This is a genomic window from Streptomyces sp. ATLC9 (genome assembly GCF_057196705.1).
Map to the genome: position 1 here is coordinate 1 of NZ_JBXUOY010000113.1, position 15,226 is coordinate 15,226.

A 15,226-nucleotide genomic window follows, 5' to 3' on the forward strand; every position below is an offset into this window, starting at 1 on the left:
CCGGCGCCCACCCGACGCGACAGCCGGGCCGTCGGCCTGCCCAGCCTCAGCCCACGGCACGAAAACGGTCCACCGACTCCGTCGGCGGACCGTCACGAAACTTCGAGGCTAAAGACCCCGACGATCAGCCCGTCCTTGACCCGGTCGCGCTCCTTGCCTCCACCTTTCCAGCGGATCTGCGCGACCGCATCCTCCAGCCACGCCAGCGTCTTGTCCCGGGCGATGTCCTGGCACAGCTCCAGCACCAGCCGGGTCTCGTAGTCAGCCAGCGCCCACGCGAGGTGTGCCGTCGGCGGGGGCCGGAACACCAGGTGCATGCCGAGCCAGGGGACGCGCTCCTTGGCCTTGTCAGTCTTGGGCGAGCGGTTGTGCTCGATGGGCCTGCCCAGCACAGTCGCCCGCCGGGCCTTCGCCCGGCTCTTGCCCTGCGCCAGGAGCTCGCGCTCGATCCGGTCGGCGTCCGGGTGCCGACCCTCCCCCAGGAGCAGCTCCGCCTGCCGCTCGGTCACCACGTCCCCGACCGTCAGGCCGACCGCGGCCAGGCCCCGGCCCTTCCACACACCGGGCGGGACACCGGCTTCATCTTGGGCGGCGCGCAGCGACGTGCCCGCAGCACGGTGGCCATCGCCGACCATCACGCCGCGGAAGAGATAGCGCTCGTCTCCCGGACAGATCTTCGTTTGGCTGATCACCAGCCCATGGAACCCCGGCGCTGACGTGCGAAAAAGCGCGATCCGAGATCCTTCCCGCTGGGCGGGAGGCCATCACCAAGTCTTTACCGGAGCGCCCGCCAGGCGGGACGTCCGGGCCAGCCCGAGACGGTAAGCCGCCGACGTGTGCATAGTCCGCCGCATGACTACCGAACTGCTTCACGGAGACCTTTGTCCGCTGTGCCGCCGCCCGCTCACTCTCCGCACGACCGTCGAAGTCCGCTCCAACCAGCCACACCCCACACGGACCGACAAAGTGCCGCACTGCAACAGCTGCGCCAGCGACATGACCCGCTCACAGGAGTGGGCGGACATGATGCGCGCCCTTTACGAGACCTGACTGAGCCGTGCGAATGCTGCGCTGCGCTGCGCTGCGACGGTTCAGCCGCTGCTCTTCCGGCGCACCCGCTTCGCCTGCTCCATGCCGGAACTGGGTCACCGGCGGGTGGTCACTCCAAGCTTCCCGTACCCGCCGCAGCCCTGTGGAAGGAGGCGGCGGGGACGGGGTAGGGGTGGGTGAGGCCATGGGCGCGGTGCAGGCGGTTGCGGGCGGTCACCTGCCCGGCCATCGCCTCCAGATGGGCGGCGTGGGCCAGCCCGGCCAGGCCGGTGTCGTCGAGCTGGAGGCGCCAGCGGTTGGCGGTGGTGTCGTAGTGGGCCTCGATCAGGGCCTCCCACAGCGTCCCGGCCGCCGCCGGGGCGGCGGCCAGATCGGGCAGGAGGTGGGTGTAGCGGCGCAACAGCAGCATCTCGTGCGGCTGGAGGGCGACCTCCTGCCAGGCAGAGTCGGCCGCCTTCGCCGACCAGGCCGGGCACGGCCGATCAGCCCCGGTGCGGTGGTGGTGCCAGACCAGCGCATCCATGCCTTCGGGGGTGATCCGCGCCGCCCGCGCCTCGGGCAGGCGGGAAACGCTGGCGCGCAGGACCTCGGAGGCAGGGACGGTACGGCACAGCCCGGCCCATTCCAGCACCCGCACCGCTCGTTCGTCGACGGGGCCGCCGACCGGCAGCCAGGTCTGCCGCACCGTCTCCCCCGCCCGCTCCGCCGCAGCGAGATGCTCCAGGACCGTCCACTGCCCGCCGGTGATCTTGTCGGTCATCCCCGCCTGCCCCTTTCTCGCCGAAGCCGGGGGCCGCTGTCCCCGAGCCCACGGGGAGGGATCATGGCCCACCGCGCACCGGCCGCGTGGTGTTTTCGCCCGTACACCACCCGTACAACTCCCGCCTGTCACCACAGGGTCTGTCAAACGAGCGGTGTAACCGGGGTTGTTGAGGGTTGCTGACGGGCTGCCGACAGACGGCCGTCGAAGGTGATGTCGAAGGCGTTCAGGGCGGTCTTCCAGCGCACGGTCCAGCGGGCCTGGCCCTTGCCGGTCGGGTCCAGCGACATGATCGCCATGTAAACGCACTTCAACGCGGCCTGCTCGTTCGGGAAGTGACCGCGGGCCTTGACCGCCCGCCGGATCCTGGCGTTCACGGACTCGATCGCGTTCGTGGTGCAGACGATGCGGCGGATCTCGGCATCGAATCGGAGGAACGGCGTGAACTCCTCCCAGGCGTTCTCCCAGAGCCGCACGACCGCCGGATACTTCCGGCCCCACGTCTCGGCGAACTCGGCGAACCGCTCGAGCGCGGCCTCCTCGGTCGGCGCCGTGCAGACGGGCTTCAGAACCTTGGCGATCTTGTCCCGGTCCTGGCGGGCGGCGTAGCGGAAGGAGTTCCGCAGCAGATGGACCACGCAGGTCTGGACGGTCGTTCGCGGCCAGACGGCCTTGACGGTCTCGGTCTCGGTCACGTTCTCGCTGGTCATCGATGCATCTTCCTTGATCAGGAGTTACACCGAACGTTTTACAGTCCCCGCCGCGAGCCCTCCGGGCAGCCGGAGCGAAGAACATCGCGGCCGGTCTCCGCCACAACGCCCGCGACCCCCGCCGCCCGCTCGCACTCCTCGGCCTCGCATGATCACAAACCGGGCGTCACACGACTACGCCGCCGCCTTGAGGATCTCGTTCGCCCGCTTCAGCTCGGCGATCTCCTTCTTCAGCGCCTTGAGCTGGGCCGATTCCTCCGTCGTCGTCCCCGGCCGCGTCCCCGCGTCGATCTCGTGCTGCTTCAGCCAGTTCCGCAGCGTCTCGCGGGAACCGATGCCGAGCTTGTCCGTGACCGCCTGCAGAGCGGCCGTCTCGGTCGGGTAGTCGCCGCGCACCTCGGCGACCATGCGCACCGCACGACGGCGGAGCTCAAGCGGGTAACGGGAAGGTCGTGCCATGACTCGACTCTTTCATGAAATCGGGTCTCCATTCGACACGGGGCGGTTCACACCACGACGTACCAGAGTAGGCGGATTGCCGTTTGTTTTCCAGTACGTTCCTCGCCAGGCGGGTGTCGTCTCTTCCGTTACGCGCTTGGCGAGGAACGTACTGGGGCGTACGGGGAATACGCCTGGATCAAATGCCCCTGAGAAGGGGGCCGAAGTCCGCGTCGTGACGGTGCGGCAGGGCTCCCCGTGCGAAAAGCTCAACCTGATGCGGAGGCCCTGGCGGGCAGAGAAGGGACACGCAGACCGGCGAGTAGTTGGTAGACTGTTTCGGTGCCCTTTCGCAGCGCCTCGACACCGATGTGTTCGTCGGTCCCGTGCATGCGCCCGAGCATGTCCCGGCTGACGGTGAATGGATATATGCCATATACGGGAATATCCTGCTCGCGGAAAGGCACCGCGCTGGTGACTGCCTCGAACTGGCAGGCCGTGGCTCTTACTCCCGGATGCGTTCTGCGTACCGCGGCCTGCCATGCCCGGAAGACATCCGTGTCCTGCCTGGAATCGGGCACCGACAGGTAGCCGCGCAGTCGGTCGACCACCTGCTGCTCGCTCTCGCCCGGGTTGCCGACCACGCTGAGCATAGCCCGGTCGCCGATCAGTGAGCGCAGCTCGGCGATGATACGACCCGGGTCGTCACCCCCGGGCAGAAAGGACGCCCGGAATTCAGCGGTCGCCGTCCCGGGCGCGATACTCGGGTAGTAGCCTGATCGGGCGGAAGTGAAGGCCAGCGTGGTGCGCAGCATCGCGTTGTGCAGCTCGGGCGTGTCGCTGAGCCGTACGACCGCCTCGCCGGCTCGGTCACGCTGTGTCTCAGTGCGGGCGTCGAGCATCTCTCGCAGGGCCGCAGCGAGCGAGGGGGAATTGGTGGCTTCGGAGAGTTCCGCGAAGTACCGACGGGATAGCGCGTTGGGGCGGATATGGGCCCGCCAGCCGCCCAGTTGGTCGAGTACCTCGCCGAGGCGGGTTATCGCCTGGCCCGTGAACGGCTTGGAGGTGTGTGTCGCGTACGCCCTGCATTCCAGCCGCAGCAGTAGGGAGCGCTTGTCGTTGCAGGTAAGCGAAGCGATCATCGGTGTTTTCCCGTCATGCTGGTTGAGCAGCCAGCCGCCCTCGGTGAGGACCGTGCCCGGCTCGACCACGCCGGGGTGCGTAGTGAGGAACCAGCGCACCCCATGCGGCCCTTGTTCCTCGTCGCAGTCGGACCAGAAGATGATGTCCCGCTCGAAGCGGGCTCCTTCCCGCACATGACGCAGAAGGGCGGCCACAAAGGCGGCGTTGACGCCCTTCATGTCGAGAGAGCCGCGGCCGTACAGCTTGCCGTCCTCTATGGCCCCCGCAAACGGTTCCCTGGTCCAGGTGTCGCCGGTGGCAGGTACGACGTCGGAGTGACCGAGCAGGAGCAGCGGTTTCTTGAGACTCGACCCATTGCCGGGAATGCGGGCGAAGAAATGGACATTGCCCTCCTTCGGGGTCGGCACGATTTCGGTGGTGACCCCTGCAGCCCGGAAGACCCCCTCCAGCATCCGCGCGTGAGGCAGGGTGAGTGCGCCATCGCCCGGGTTACTGGTGTCCTGCCGGATCATCGCGACAGCGAGACCGACCGGATCGGTCGGATCTCCGTCGAAGAAACCACCGGCAGCCGCCGATGCCTTGGGTGCCGAGGCCGTTTCGGCGCCCAGCGACAGCACCGTGCTCGCGATGATGGTCGCTCCCGCGCTGAGCACGGAGCGCCGTGCCGGCCGTGTGCTGGACAGGCCGTCCAGACATGCGGAAATGACCGCCGCTGGATTTTCCTGGTGGACGTAGTGCCCTCCCTCGACGGACAGCACGGCGCAGTCGGCACTGGTCCAACTCGTCCACCTGCGAACGGTGTCCTCCGGCACATGCGGGTCGTCAGTGGCCCACACCGCCCTGAGCTCGACGTGCGGGACAGCACTTTCGCGGCCGTCGTAACCCGCGGCCAGCCGCAGATCGGTCATCACCGGAGGCAGCAGCACCTCCTCAAACTCGGAATCCGTCAGCAGCTCCGGGTCGGTCAGACCCGCCTCGGTGACGAAGGCCCGGGCGTCGTCGAGTGTCACTTCCCCTCCGCCGCCATGAAAGTCGCCCGGTGACCACCCGGCCACCACGCACAGCCGGGCGACCGGCGTACCGCCGTCGAGTAGTCGGCGACACGTCTCGTATGCCAGCAGAGCGCCGAGGCTGACGCCGATCAGTACCAGTTGCCGCCCACTCGGTATCGCACGCACCTCCGAGGCGACGGCGTCCGCGTATACGGCCATGTCTGTAACGGGCTCCTCGTCGATGCGGCTGCCCCGGCCCGGCGGTGTGACCAGCGCGAGCGCGGTGTCGACAGGTAGCCGATCTCGCCAGGGGGTAAACGTTGAGCCATGTGCGCCGGTGGGTGCGAAGCAAACAGCAACGGTGCTCGAAGGCTCGTGCCGTGCGTCATGGATACTCAGCCAGGGCACGCTCATATCCGCTCCCCCCGGGCCTCGCGGCACAGGTCCGCGATCGCGCTGACGGTGGGCGCGCCGAGGATGCGGCGCAGCGGGACGCGTCGGCCGGCGGTTTTCGACAGCCGGTTGGCGAGCCGAACGGCGAGCAGCGAGTGGCCACCGGCATCGAAGAAGTTCTGGTCCGCGCCGGTCGGGGGAGCGCCGAGCAATTCCTTCCAGAGCGCCGCGACCGCCGCTTCGATGTCGTCGGACGGTACGAACCCGGTGGGCTGCTCCTGCTCGATGCTGTCAACGAGGGTGCGCAGGGCGGTGCGGTCCAACTTGCCGTTGGTGTTCAGCGGCAGCCTGGGAACCTGCTGGATTCGGGCGGGCAGCATGTAGTCGGGCAGTCGGTCGCGTAGATATGCCCGCAGCGCTGCGGTGGCAACCGTTTCAGCCGCCGTAACGCAGGCGATGATCCGTGGTTCGCCGCTCTCGCCCTCCGTGAACGTGCCCGCGTCGGTGACGTACGGGGCCTTGCGCAGGGTGGACTCGATCTCCTCGAGTTCGACGCGGTAGCCACGCACCTTGATCTGATTATCAGCTCTTCCGGTGATTTCCAGTACGCCGTCCGGGAGCCGGCGGCCGCGGTCCCCTGTCCGGTAGTGCCGCACTCCGGATTCGTCCGCGGTGAAGCGGTTCTCGTTGTCACCACCGAGGTAGTCCAACGCCAGCGGTGGCCCGGAGACCCACACCTCGCCCGTCACACCGGGCGGCAGCCGCCGTCCGAGCCGGTCGCGGACCGAGACCGATGCGCCCGCCACCGGAGTACCGACGGGCACGCGTACGGCGTCAAGGGGTAGGGCAGCTGTGTCGTACGAGGTGACATTGGACGCCGTCTCGGTCATGCCGTAGAGGTTCAGCAGTGTCGCGTCGGGCCAGACCTCACGGAACCGACGCACCGTGGCGACGGGAAGGGCGTCGGCGCCGCTGGTGACAAAGAGGGGCTGATGCCCACCGCTGAGTTTGGCGCTCTCCTCCAACAGTCCGGCGATAAGGTGTGGGGTCAGATAGAGATGAGTGATCCGCTCCCGCTCCACCACGGCGGCGAACAGTGCCGGGTCAAGTACCTCGTCGCTGCTGAGCACGACGGAGGGGACGCCTGCCAGCAGTCCGCCGAGCAGCTCCCACGGCGAGGCAACCAGTGCCACCGACTTCTGCACGGCCAGCACCGCGCGCTCGGGAAAGGGGTGGTCGCGCCACATCCATTCCAGCCGACCGCGGACGGAACGCCGATTGATGCGTACACCCTTCGGATTGCCCGTCGTTCCAGACGTGTAGACGATATGGAACAGCGCGTCGTCGTCCGGCTCCTCCCGGGGCGTCTGGTGTAACGGGCCCTCCACGACGGTGGTGAGTTTGACGCGGGGCGCGTCGAGCGTGGGGAACTGGTCGAGTCCGGGTTCCGCCAGCACGCAGTCCGGTCGCGTTTCCTCCACCATCCGGCGCTGCCGTCGCACGGGTATCGCCGGATCCAGACCGAGGTAGGCGGCGCCGGTTTTCAGCACAGAGAGCACCCCCGCGACCGCGGCGGGACCACGCTGGACGGCCAACGCCACCAGCGACCCCGGTCCGATGTCCTTGGCCGCGAGCTGGGCGGCCAGCCGCCCGCTCCATTCGTCTAGTTCACGGTACGTGAGGCTGCTGCCCGTGCAGTGAAGGGCAACGGCCTCGGGGCGGTCCTCCACCTGGTCGGCGAAGCGTTCGAGCAGGGTTTTGATCATGTGGTTCTGCCTCCCGGCATCAGGTCGAGGGACTGAACGGTGGTGCGTGTGGCGCGTTCGGGATCGGTCAGTGCCCGCAGCGCGATCAGGGTCGAATCCAGGACATTGCGTGCGGCCGAGGCGTCCAACAGCTCCTTCTGGTACGCGTACTGGAGCAGGAGCCGGTCGGGGCCGTGCGGCTGGACATATAGTGCGCAGTCGTACTTGGTGTAACCGGTGTCCAATTCGACGAAGCGGAAGTCGACACCACCGGCGCTGATCGCGCGCGCCGGGTACGGCAGCATGTTGAGCATCGTCTGGAAGACCGGTGTCGCAGCGGAACTGCGGGCGGCGCTCGGTAGCCGCCGGAGTGTCCAGCTGAAGGGGTGCTCGGCTGCGGCGTATGCTTCGTACACCGTCTCGCGCACTCCGGCGGTGAAGTCCGCCAGCGTGGCAGTGGGGTCGATGCGCAGCCGCAGAGGCAGCATGGCCAGCATGAACGCCGGTACGTCGATGGTCTCGGGGTGCTCCCGCCCGGCCATCGGTGCCCCGACGATCACCTCGTCGGCGTCGCCGTAATAGCCGAGCGCCAGCGTGTACGCGGCGAGCAACGGAACAAAAGCGGTCGATGACGTGGACAGTGCGGTGTGCCGCAGCCGTTGTGACAGCGCCTCGTCCAGCACCGTTTCGGTGATGTCACCGCGGTAGGTCGGCATGGCGGGGCGCTGCTTCTGTGCGATCTGAAGCACCGGAAGAGCCCCCGCGAGCTGCCGTAGCCAGTACGCGCCGGCCTCAGCCACCTCATCCGATGCCAGCAGCTTTGCCAGGTGCTCGAGATAGCGGTCGTAGCGAGTGGTGCGCTCCGGATCCGGTGCCGCGGGCAGTTGCTCGTACAACTCGGCAAGCCGCTGGAACAGGACGGTCGCGCCCCAGCCGTCGAGCAGCAGCTCGTGCATGGTGATCAGGATCCGGTGCGGACCGTCGGGCAGCCGATACAGACGTACGCGTAGCGCGGGTTCGGCCAGCAGGTCGAAGGGCTGGGCCGCTTCCTCCGCGGCGATTCGGCGAAACTCCTCTGCGGTGACGTCATCCGGATACCGGGGCAGCGGCACCTGCCAGTACGGGTAGTGGTGCACCACCTCCCGGTCGGACGTTCCGTCGTCCTCGGCGAACCTGGCGAGCAGCAGCGGATTCTCAGCGAGCAGCAGATCCCACGCCTTGGTAAGCTGCACCACGTCCAGGGGCCCGTCAAGCTCCAGAAAGCCCTGGTAGCTGTAGTAGGGGTTGAGCGGGTCGAGACGCCAATGGAAGTACACGCCGGCCTGTTGCGGGGTGAGTGGGCGGGTGCGCGGTGCGTCGTCCCAGGTGAGCGCTTTCTCCCCGGCATTGGTTCTGGTCCGCGACTCATCGAAGGCGGCGAGCGCGGCAGGGCTGCCGTCGCGCAGCACGTCGCGAAGACCGGCGGTCGTTCCCGCGTCACGTAGCCGCGCGACCAGCCGCATTGCCAGCAGCGAGTCGCCACCGAGCCCCAGAAAGAAGTCATGGCGGCCGACACACTCGATTCCGAGAAGTTCGGCGACGAACGCCGCAATTGTGGTCTCCGCTTCCCCGCGCGGCGGCACGTATGGCCGGCCGGCCGGACGCTGCCGGCGCGGCGGTTCGGGCAGCGCGTCGTAATCCGTCTTGCCGTTGCGGGTGAGCGGCAGCCGTGGCAGTACGACGAAGGAGTGCGGCACCATCGACGCGGGAAGCCGTTCTGCAACGTAGGCGCACAGGGCGTCCTCCGCCACTTCACCACCGGAAGCAGCAACATACGCGATGAGTCGGGGCGGCCCTTCAGCGGCCGGGCTATGGGCACTTTCACGGGCGACCAACGCACCGGCGTCACCCGAGGTGCGAATGGTGACCGCGCAAGCCGCGATCCCCGGATGGCTGCCCAGTACTGCCTCGATCTCGGCGAGTTCCATGCGCACACCACCAAGTTTCACCTGGCGGTCGACGCGACCCAGGTACTCCAGTCGGCCGTCCGGCAGAACGCGCACAGCGTCACCTGTGCGGTACAGCCGTCCCTTACCCGTGAAGGAGTTGGCGAAAAAGGCGAGCGCGGTCCGCTCCGGGTCGCCCAGATAACCCCGGCCCACGACGAGCCCGCCGATGAACAACTCACCCGCCTCGCCGTGTCGGCAGGCATGCCACAATCCGTCCTCGACGCGGAGCACGTACAGCTCGGCGTTGCCTATGGGGGAGCCGATCGGCAGGTGGCGTACCTCGGTCCCCGGGCAGCCGACCACGGCATGAGTGACGTCGTCGGAACACTCGGTCGGGCCATAGGCGTTGAGTAACGCGATGCCGGGGAGGGCGGCATGCCAGCGCCGTGCCAGAGCAGGAGCGAGCTCCTCGCCGGTGGCGATCATCCAGCGCAGGGCGCCGGGCGAGACCCCGGTGCTCTCCTGGGCGTCAAGCAGAAAGCGCATCAAGGTGGGCACGGTCTCGAGTACCGTGGTACCACGGTGTCGGACCGTCTCCAGTAACAGGCCACCGTCTTGGGCCTGTTCGTCACTGAACACCTGGACTCGGCCGCCAACCAGGAATGGTGCCAGCATCTGCCACACCGAGATGTCGAAACCGAGCGGTGCGGTTTGCGCGAGCCTGTCGTCCGCGGTCAGACCGAGGTCGTCGACCTTGGCACACAGATGGTTGAGCATCCCCTGGTGCTCAACCACCGCTGCCTTGGGGCGGCCGGTCGAACCAGACGTGTACAGGACGTAGCGCACTTCGTGGGGGGCGGGCGGTACGGGGCGGGTGTACGGCTGGTCCGCCAGTGCGGTGGATGCGATGGGCACTCCGGCCGCCCGTGCGCCGTCGACCAGCTCACCGTGGTCGTCCGAGCCGCCGGCGGTGAGGAGCAGCACCGCACCGCTGTCGGCGAGCAGCGACTCGACGCGCGCGGCGGGCCAGCCCGCGTCCACTGGCAGGTAGGCGGCACTCAGCAGCTCCAGCGCGAGGAAGGCCGTGATGACGTCGATGCCGCGTCGACCACCGACGGCGACGATCTGGCCCTTGTCCACTCCGCAGGCCGCCAGGTATGCGGCGGCACGGTGCACGCGGTCCGTCAACTGGGCGTAGCTGAAGTGGTGCTCACCGTCCTCGACGGCAGTGCGGTCCGGGTCGCTGACCGCGTACCGCTCGACATACGCATGGACGCCGTTGTCCAGTTCGTACGGCTCGCTGCGGGTGAGTGCCGCCGCGGTGGCCTGTTCCAGAGCTCCTTCGGCCAGCGGGAGCGGCGGATAATACTCCGGCAGCCCTTTCACTGCGTCCCCTCGCTTCCTGCGACCGCACCGGCGGTCTTCTCCATCACGACGAGGAGGTACTCCACGGGAACACCCGTACCCCGCTCATCAGTCGTGTGGAAGTTTTCGGTCATCTCAATCATCTCGGCCCGCAATTCCTGCCACCGCGAAGACGGCGAAATCGTGTTCCGTGCGGCGATGCAAGGACCGAAGCAGTTCTCGAAGAAAACGACTAATTCCTCGGCCGTTCTGAAGGGATAGAAGAGTTCCCGGATCTCTGCCGTCACCGTGAACCCAGGTCCGAACAACTCGGTCAGGTAGTCCGCGGATCCCCACAACATGGGCTGACCCTGATGGCCGTTGGGGGAGGGGAAGTAGGCGGAGAGTATCTCTTGAAAGTGCGCAGTCCAACTGCGCGCCGTCCAGTTGCACATGCCGATCCGCCCTCCCGGCCGCAGTACCCGGGTCATCTCGCTGGACGATGCGGCGTGGTCAGGTGCGAATTGCACGCCGTAGGTTGAGGTCACCAGGTCAAAGGAGGCGTCGGCGAACGGCAATTCCTGCACATCGCCCCGATGCAGGGACACTTCGACCTCGGCCTGCGCGAAACGTTCCTGTGCGTCCGGAAAGAACTCGTCTGTCAGATCGAGCCCGGTGACCACGACGCCGCGCTCGGCGGACAGAAGCGCCACATTGCCGTTTCCGGTGGCTACATCGAGGTGGCGGGTGGTGCCCGGCTCAGGCGCGAGCCGCTCAACCAACTCGACTGCGCCGGGCCGCAGCAGATCGGCGACAAGACGGTACTCGCCGTACGACCACATCGTGCGGTTGATTTCCTGGGTGGTTTGGTCAATCGCCATGTGACTTCCTCAGAGCGAGAGCTGGGCGCCGATACCGGTGGCCTCGGCGTGGGTGTGGACACGGCTGGCGACGGCGACATCGAGGATCGACATGCCGAACGGATTGCTGATCACGATCTCGTCCTCATCACTGCGGCCCGGGTGCCGGCCAGTGAGTACATCGCCGAGCGTGCCGTCCACGCGCCGAGCGCCGGGCTGTGGGGTCACCTCGTCCCGGGGGTTGCCGTCGAGGTCGAGCAGAGTGCCCGCCCGGTACATCCGGCCGAGCAGCCGACGCGGGTCGTCCCGCACCAGACCCCAGTCGTCGACGATCACCGTGTCCGCCGCGAGCACGGCGGCCTCGGTGAGGTCGTCCAGCGAGACATGGCAGACGAGGGCGCCGGGTCGCAGCCAGTCAGGCTCGATATAGCCCTGCGTCACGGTTGTGACAGGCACGACGATGTCGGCATCCCGCACGGCCCTCCGGGCGTCGTCGGCGAGTACGGTCTCGACATATGCGGCATCGGGAAGCGAGACGATGCTGCTGGCAAGCGCCTTGGCGCGGCCGGGTGCCACATCGTAAAGCGCGATGCGGCGCAGAGTGGGCACGGTGTGCAGCAGCAGTGCCACATGCGCACGGGCGAGCGCGCCGCAGCCGAGTAGCGCCAGATGCCGTGGCGCGTCGACCGCCAAGTGCCGCACGGCGAGTGCGGTCACCGCTGCGGTGCGCATGGCGCTGATGTACGCGGCCTCCATCAGTGCGACCGGTCGGGCGGTCTCCGGATCGAGGAGTAGTGTGAACCCCTGGGAGCGGGGAATGCCGCGTCCGGGGTTGCCGATCGAGGCGTTGATCGTCTTCATGCCGATCACCGGCGGATTGCCGTCTTCGACCAGCGCGCCGGGCATGGCCAGCAGCCGGGCTGAGTCGCCCTGTGGTGTGATCCAGCCGAGGTAGGCTTCCTCGGGAAGTACCGACTGCCCGGCGGCGTGCACCCGCAGGGCATCGGCCACCTCGGTGACAATATCCAGGCCGCAGGCCGACTTGATGACGTCCGCGCGCGTCAGATAGCGGAAGGTGCAGTTGGGGTATCGCTCGAAATCCATATCGGACGGGTCCTCCCTGAGGGAAACAGCCGGGGATATGAGGTCAGCCGTCGGCAGGAGCCCTGGGCCTTACGGCCTGGGCCGAGTACGCGACGGTGGCCGGACCGCGCCTCCCGCGCAGCATGAGAAACGGAACCAGCGCACCCAGAAGCAGGACGCAGGCGAGCATGATCCACCCCGTTCGCCCCAGGGCAAGCACGACGCCAGTCATCAGCACGGGTCCCGCCACACGGTTGGCGACGGTGCGGCTGGTGTTGAACAGCACCAGATAGGCACTGCGAGCCTCTGCGGGCGCGAGGTCGAAGGAGAGCGTCCAGGAGGCGCCTATCTGCAGTAGCTCGGCGAACGTCAACAGGACGATGGCACCGGCCATCACCAGGACCGCGTCCCGTGTTCCGAAGCCCGGGGCCGCCGCGAAGGCCAGCGCCCCGCAGCCGAGTAGCGACGCCGCCCCCGCGTATGAGAGCCAGGCCCGGCGACTCGTGTTGTAGCAACGGGTCAGCGGGTACTGCAGTGCGACGCATAGCACGGTGTTGACGGCGTAGAGAATGCCGACGAATCGCTCCGGTACATCGGTCGCGGTGATCAGCCACAGCGGGAAGGCCACGTTGAGCATGGGCATCCACATCGACACCAGTGCGTTGTACGCGGTGAAACCGAGCAGCCGGCGGTCTTTGAGAAGCTCGGTTACGCTGGTGGACGCGACGACAACGTCCGCGGCATCCCCGCCCCGCGCGACGGCGAACACGACAGCAACAACCACATAGGCGAGCGCGCCGCCGATGAGCAGTAACCGGAAGGCGTTCGTGGAACCGGTACCCAGCACGGAGCCGGCGATGAGCCCGCCCAGGCTGATGCCGATGTTGACGACGGTGCGCTGCACTGCCATCACCTTGGCACGCAGGTCTCCCGCTGTGCGTGCCCCGACGTACGCCTGCACCAGTGCGGGAGAGGACTGCTCGGTGACCGCGATGACGGCCACCACGAGCAGAAAGCTCCACCAGCCGTCCACCCACAGATAACCGATCGTGGCCAGGGCGCGCAGTAGCATCACGCCGGTCAGCACCGGTCTCGCACCGAAGCGTTCGGCTAGCCGGGCGATGGGCAGGGCGGCGATGATGGCGATGGCCCCGCCAATCGTCAGTCCCTGTCCGACAGACGATGTACTGAGGTTGGCGACCTTGACGAAGTAAATCGTCGAGACGGCCAGGAAGAGCCCCGTTCCGGTCCATTCGATCAGGGTGGCGCCCTGCACGACCGGCAGGAAGTTCCGGTAGCCGTAATTCGGGAGCCGCTGGGGGGTGGCACTCTTACTCATGGTCAGTCAGTGTTCCTGGCGCGGCCGAGCGAAGAAAAGACCTTCTCGGCGCAGTCGTTCCACCGCATGGGGGATTTCTTTGGCGACACCCTGCTCGGTTGCCCAGTCGTCGGAGTAGAGGGTGTCGCGGTATTTTTCGCCGCCGTCGGCGGCGAGGCAGACCGCAAGTCCACGCGCGTCGCCGTGGTGGCCCCTGTTTTCGCCGTGTTCCAGGTCATCGAGAAGCGCGCGGACGGTGCAGCCGCTAGAACCTCCAAGCGCCAGCCCCACGTCCTCGGCCATGATCCGGCAGACCGCGATGGCTTCCACGTCGTCGACATGCACAGCGCGGTCATAACTGTGTGGTTCCTTGAGGAAGACCGACGGACGACTCGCTCCAAGCCCCGGTATCAGCCGACGACCCGCACTGCCCCCGAGAGCGAGTGAGCCGCGTACGTCCACGGCGACCGTCTCGACCTCTGGACGATACTCCCGCAGGTAGGCGGAGGTGCCGGCGAGTGTGCCCCCTGTGGATACCGGGACGTACACCGCGGCGAGGTCCGCGCCCGCCTGCTCGGTGAGTTCGGGTCCTGTAGTGAGCCGATGCTCATTGGGAGAGGCCCAGTTCTCGTACTGGTTGGGCCATCGGTAGTCGGTGTTCTCGGCGCAGAGCTCCCGTACCCGCTGCAGCCGGCTCAGCAAGTAACCACCGTATCCGTCCGGTTCGTCGACGACCAATACATCGGCGCCGTTTTCTGTGAGCAACCGGCGAGTGGTGTGCGGTGTCTTGGGATCGACCACCGCAATGAAGGCGCAATCCAGTAGGGGAAGCAGTCGAGCCAGGGCCAGGCCGAGATTCCCAGAGGTGGACTCCACCACCACCGTGCCCGGTACGAGCGGCCGCTCATCGTGCAGTGCCCGTAAAAGCCCCACTGCGGTGCGATCCTTCACGGATCCCGTGGGTCCGTGCTGCTCCATTTTCAGCCCCAGAGGCCACGACTGCCCCTGGTAGGCGATGTTTAAGATCACCAACGGCGTTCCGCGGAGAGCCTGCGCTAAGACAGGTTGGACCCCTGGCATTGCTTCCCTCCGCGTGATTCGCAATAAGCTCTGATCTACCCGCCCTGTCTGCGTGCTGTCTTGCATGGGGAACTTTAAACGCACCCCCTGATGTAAGCAACACCTTTGCTCCTGGACCTGTCATCGCTGGCAGAAATTGATACCTTGCTCGCTCTGCGGTGCAGACTGATGTCGCCTGCACCGACAAGGTCGGGGGGGCGCCTGCCGGCCGGTTCAAGGCACGGTCGCGGAGATGGAAATGGCCGATTCTATTGGCCGTGGACCCCATAGCCAGGGCTTCGGCGTAGTCGAGTGACGTCCGGTTTGTGATCAACCGAGGCCGAGGAGCGCGAGGGGTCGCCGAGGGTCGCGGGCGTTGTGGCGGAGACCGGCGGCGATGTTC

At 67.3% G+C, this 15,226-nt stretch carries 8 protein-coding genes and 3 pseudogenes; all 11 read right to left on the minus strand.

The genetic code is table 11. The features are described from left to right. Window positions 1-110: 110 nt before the first annotated feature. Window positions 111-635 (minus strand): annotated as a pseudogene (locus AC2CJA_RS13985) (relaxase domain-containing protein); the annotation flags it as partial. Between the two features lie 524 nt (window positions 636-1,159). Next, entirely contained in the window at window positions 1,160-1,810 is a 651-nt protein-coding gene (locus AC2CJA_RS13990; RefSeq protein ID WP_484603028.1) for a DUF6417 family protein, read from the minus strand. A gap of 143 nt (window positions 1,811-1,953) precedes the next feature. After that, window positions 1,954-2,493, minus strand: a pseudogene (locus AC2CJA_RS13995) (transposase); the annotation flags it as partial. A 204-nt stretch (window positions 2,494-2,697) separates the two neighbouring features. Beyond that, window positions 2,698-2,979, minus strand: a pseudogene (locus tag AC2CJA_RS14000) (transposase); the annotation flags it as partial. A 248-nt stretch (window positions 2,980-3,227) separates the two neighbouring features. Beyond that, window positions 3,228-5,507, minus strand: a complete 2,280-nt coding sequence (locus tag AC2CJA_RS14005; protein ID WP_484603029.1) for a M20/M25/M40 family metallo-hydrolase — start codon at window positions 5,505-5,507, stop codon at window positions 3,228-3,230. Next, window positions 5,504-7,252 carry a non-ribosomal peptide synthetase gene (locus AC2CJA_RS14010; protein ID WP_484603030.1) on the minus strand — a complete coding sequence of 583 codons (1,749 nt, stop codon included), beginning with the start codon at window positions 7,250-7,252 and terminating at the stop codon, window positions 5,504-5,506. The genes AC2CJA_RS14005 and AC2CJA_RS14010 overlap by 4 nt, the downstream gene beginning before the upstream one ends. Beyond that, window positions 7,249-10,545 (minus strand): amino acid adenylation domain-containing protein, encoded by a 3,297-nt coding sequence (locus AC2CJA_RS14015; RefSeq protein ID WP_484603031.1) that lies wholly within the window; start codon window positions 10,543-10,545, stop codon window positions 7,249-7,251. Before AC2CJA_RS14015 ends, AC2CJA_RS14010 begins: the two co-directional genes overlap by 4 nt. Beyond that, a complete protein-coding gene (locus AC2CJA_RS14020) occupies window positions 10,542-11,384 on the minus strand; it encodes a class I SAM-dependent methyltransferase (protein WP_484603032.1) in 843 nt (280 codons plus the stop codon). Before AC2CJA_RS14020 ends, AC2CJA_RS14015 begins: the two co-directional genes overlap by 4 nt. 9 nt (window positions 11,385-11,393) lie before the next feature. Beyond that, a complete protein-coding gene (locus AC2CJA_RS14025) occupies window positions 11,394-12,467 on the minus strand; it encodes an ornithine cyclodeaminase family protein (protein WP_484603033.1) in 1,074 nt (357 codons plus the stop codon). Window positions 12,468-12,510: 43 nt separating this feature from the next. Then, on the minus strand, window positions 12,511-13,785 hold the full coding sequence (locus AC2CJA_RS14030) for an MFS transporter (protein WP_484603034.1): 1,275 nt from the start codon (window positions 13,783-13,785) through the stop codon (window positions 12,511-12,513). 6 nt (window positions 13,786-13,791) lie between these two features. Next, window positions 13,792-14,910: a pyridoxal-phosphate dependent enzyme gene (locus AC2CJA_RS14035; RefSeq protein WP_484603035.1), complete on the minus strand. Its 1,119-nt coding sequence runs from the start codon at window positions 14,908-14,910 to the stop codon at window positions 13,792-13,794. Between the last annotated feature and the right edge of the window lie 316 nt (window positions 14,911-15,226).

Bases quoted from the DNA above. Each gene is read 5' to 3' on its own strand.
- AC2CJA_RS13990 (WP_484603028.1), bottom strand. From the start codon at position 1,810: ATGACCGACAAGATCACCGGCGGGCAGTGGACGGTCCTGGAGCATCTC.
- AC2CJA_RS14005 (WP_484603029.1), bottom strand. From the start codon at position 5,507: ATGAGCGTGCCCTGGCTGAGTATCCATGACGCACGGCACGAGCCTTCG.
- AC2CJA_RS14010 (WP_484603030.1), bottom strand. From the start codon at position 7,252: ATGATCAAAACCCTGCTCGAACGCTTCGCCGACCAGGTGGAGGACCGC.
- AC2CJA_RS14020 (WP_484603032.1), bottom strand. From the start codon at position 11,384: ATGGCGATTGACCAAACCACCCAGGAAATCAACCGCACGATGTGGTCG.
- AC2CJA_RS14025 (WP_484603033.1), bottom strand. From the start codon at position 12,467: ATGGATTTCGAGCGATACCCCAACTGCACCTTCCGCTATCTGACGCGC.
- AC2CJA_RS14030 (WP_484603034.1), bottom strand. From the start codon at position 13,785: ATGAGTAAGAGTGCCACCCCCCAGCGGCTCCCGAATTACGGCTACCGG.
- AC2CJA_RS14035 (WP_484603035.1), bottom strand. From the start codon at position 14,910: ATGCAAGACAGCACGCAGACAGGGCGGGTAGATCAGAGCTTATTGCGA.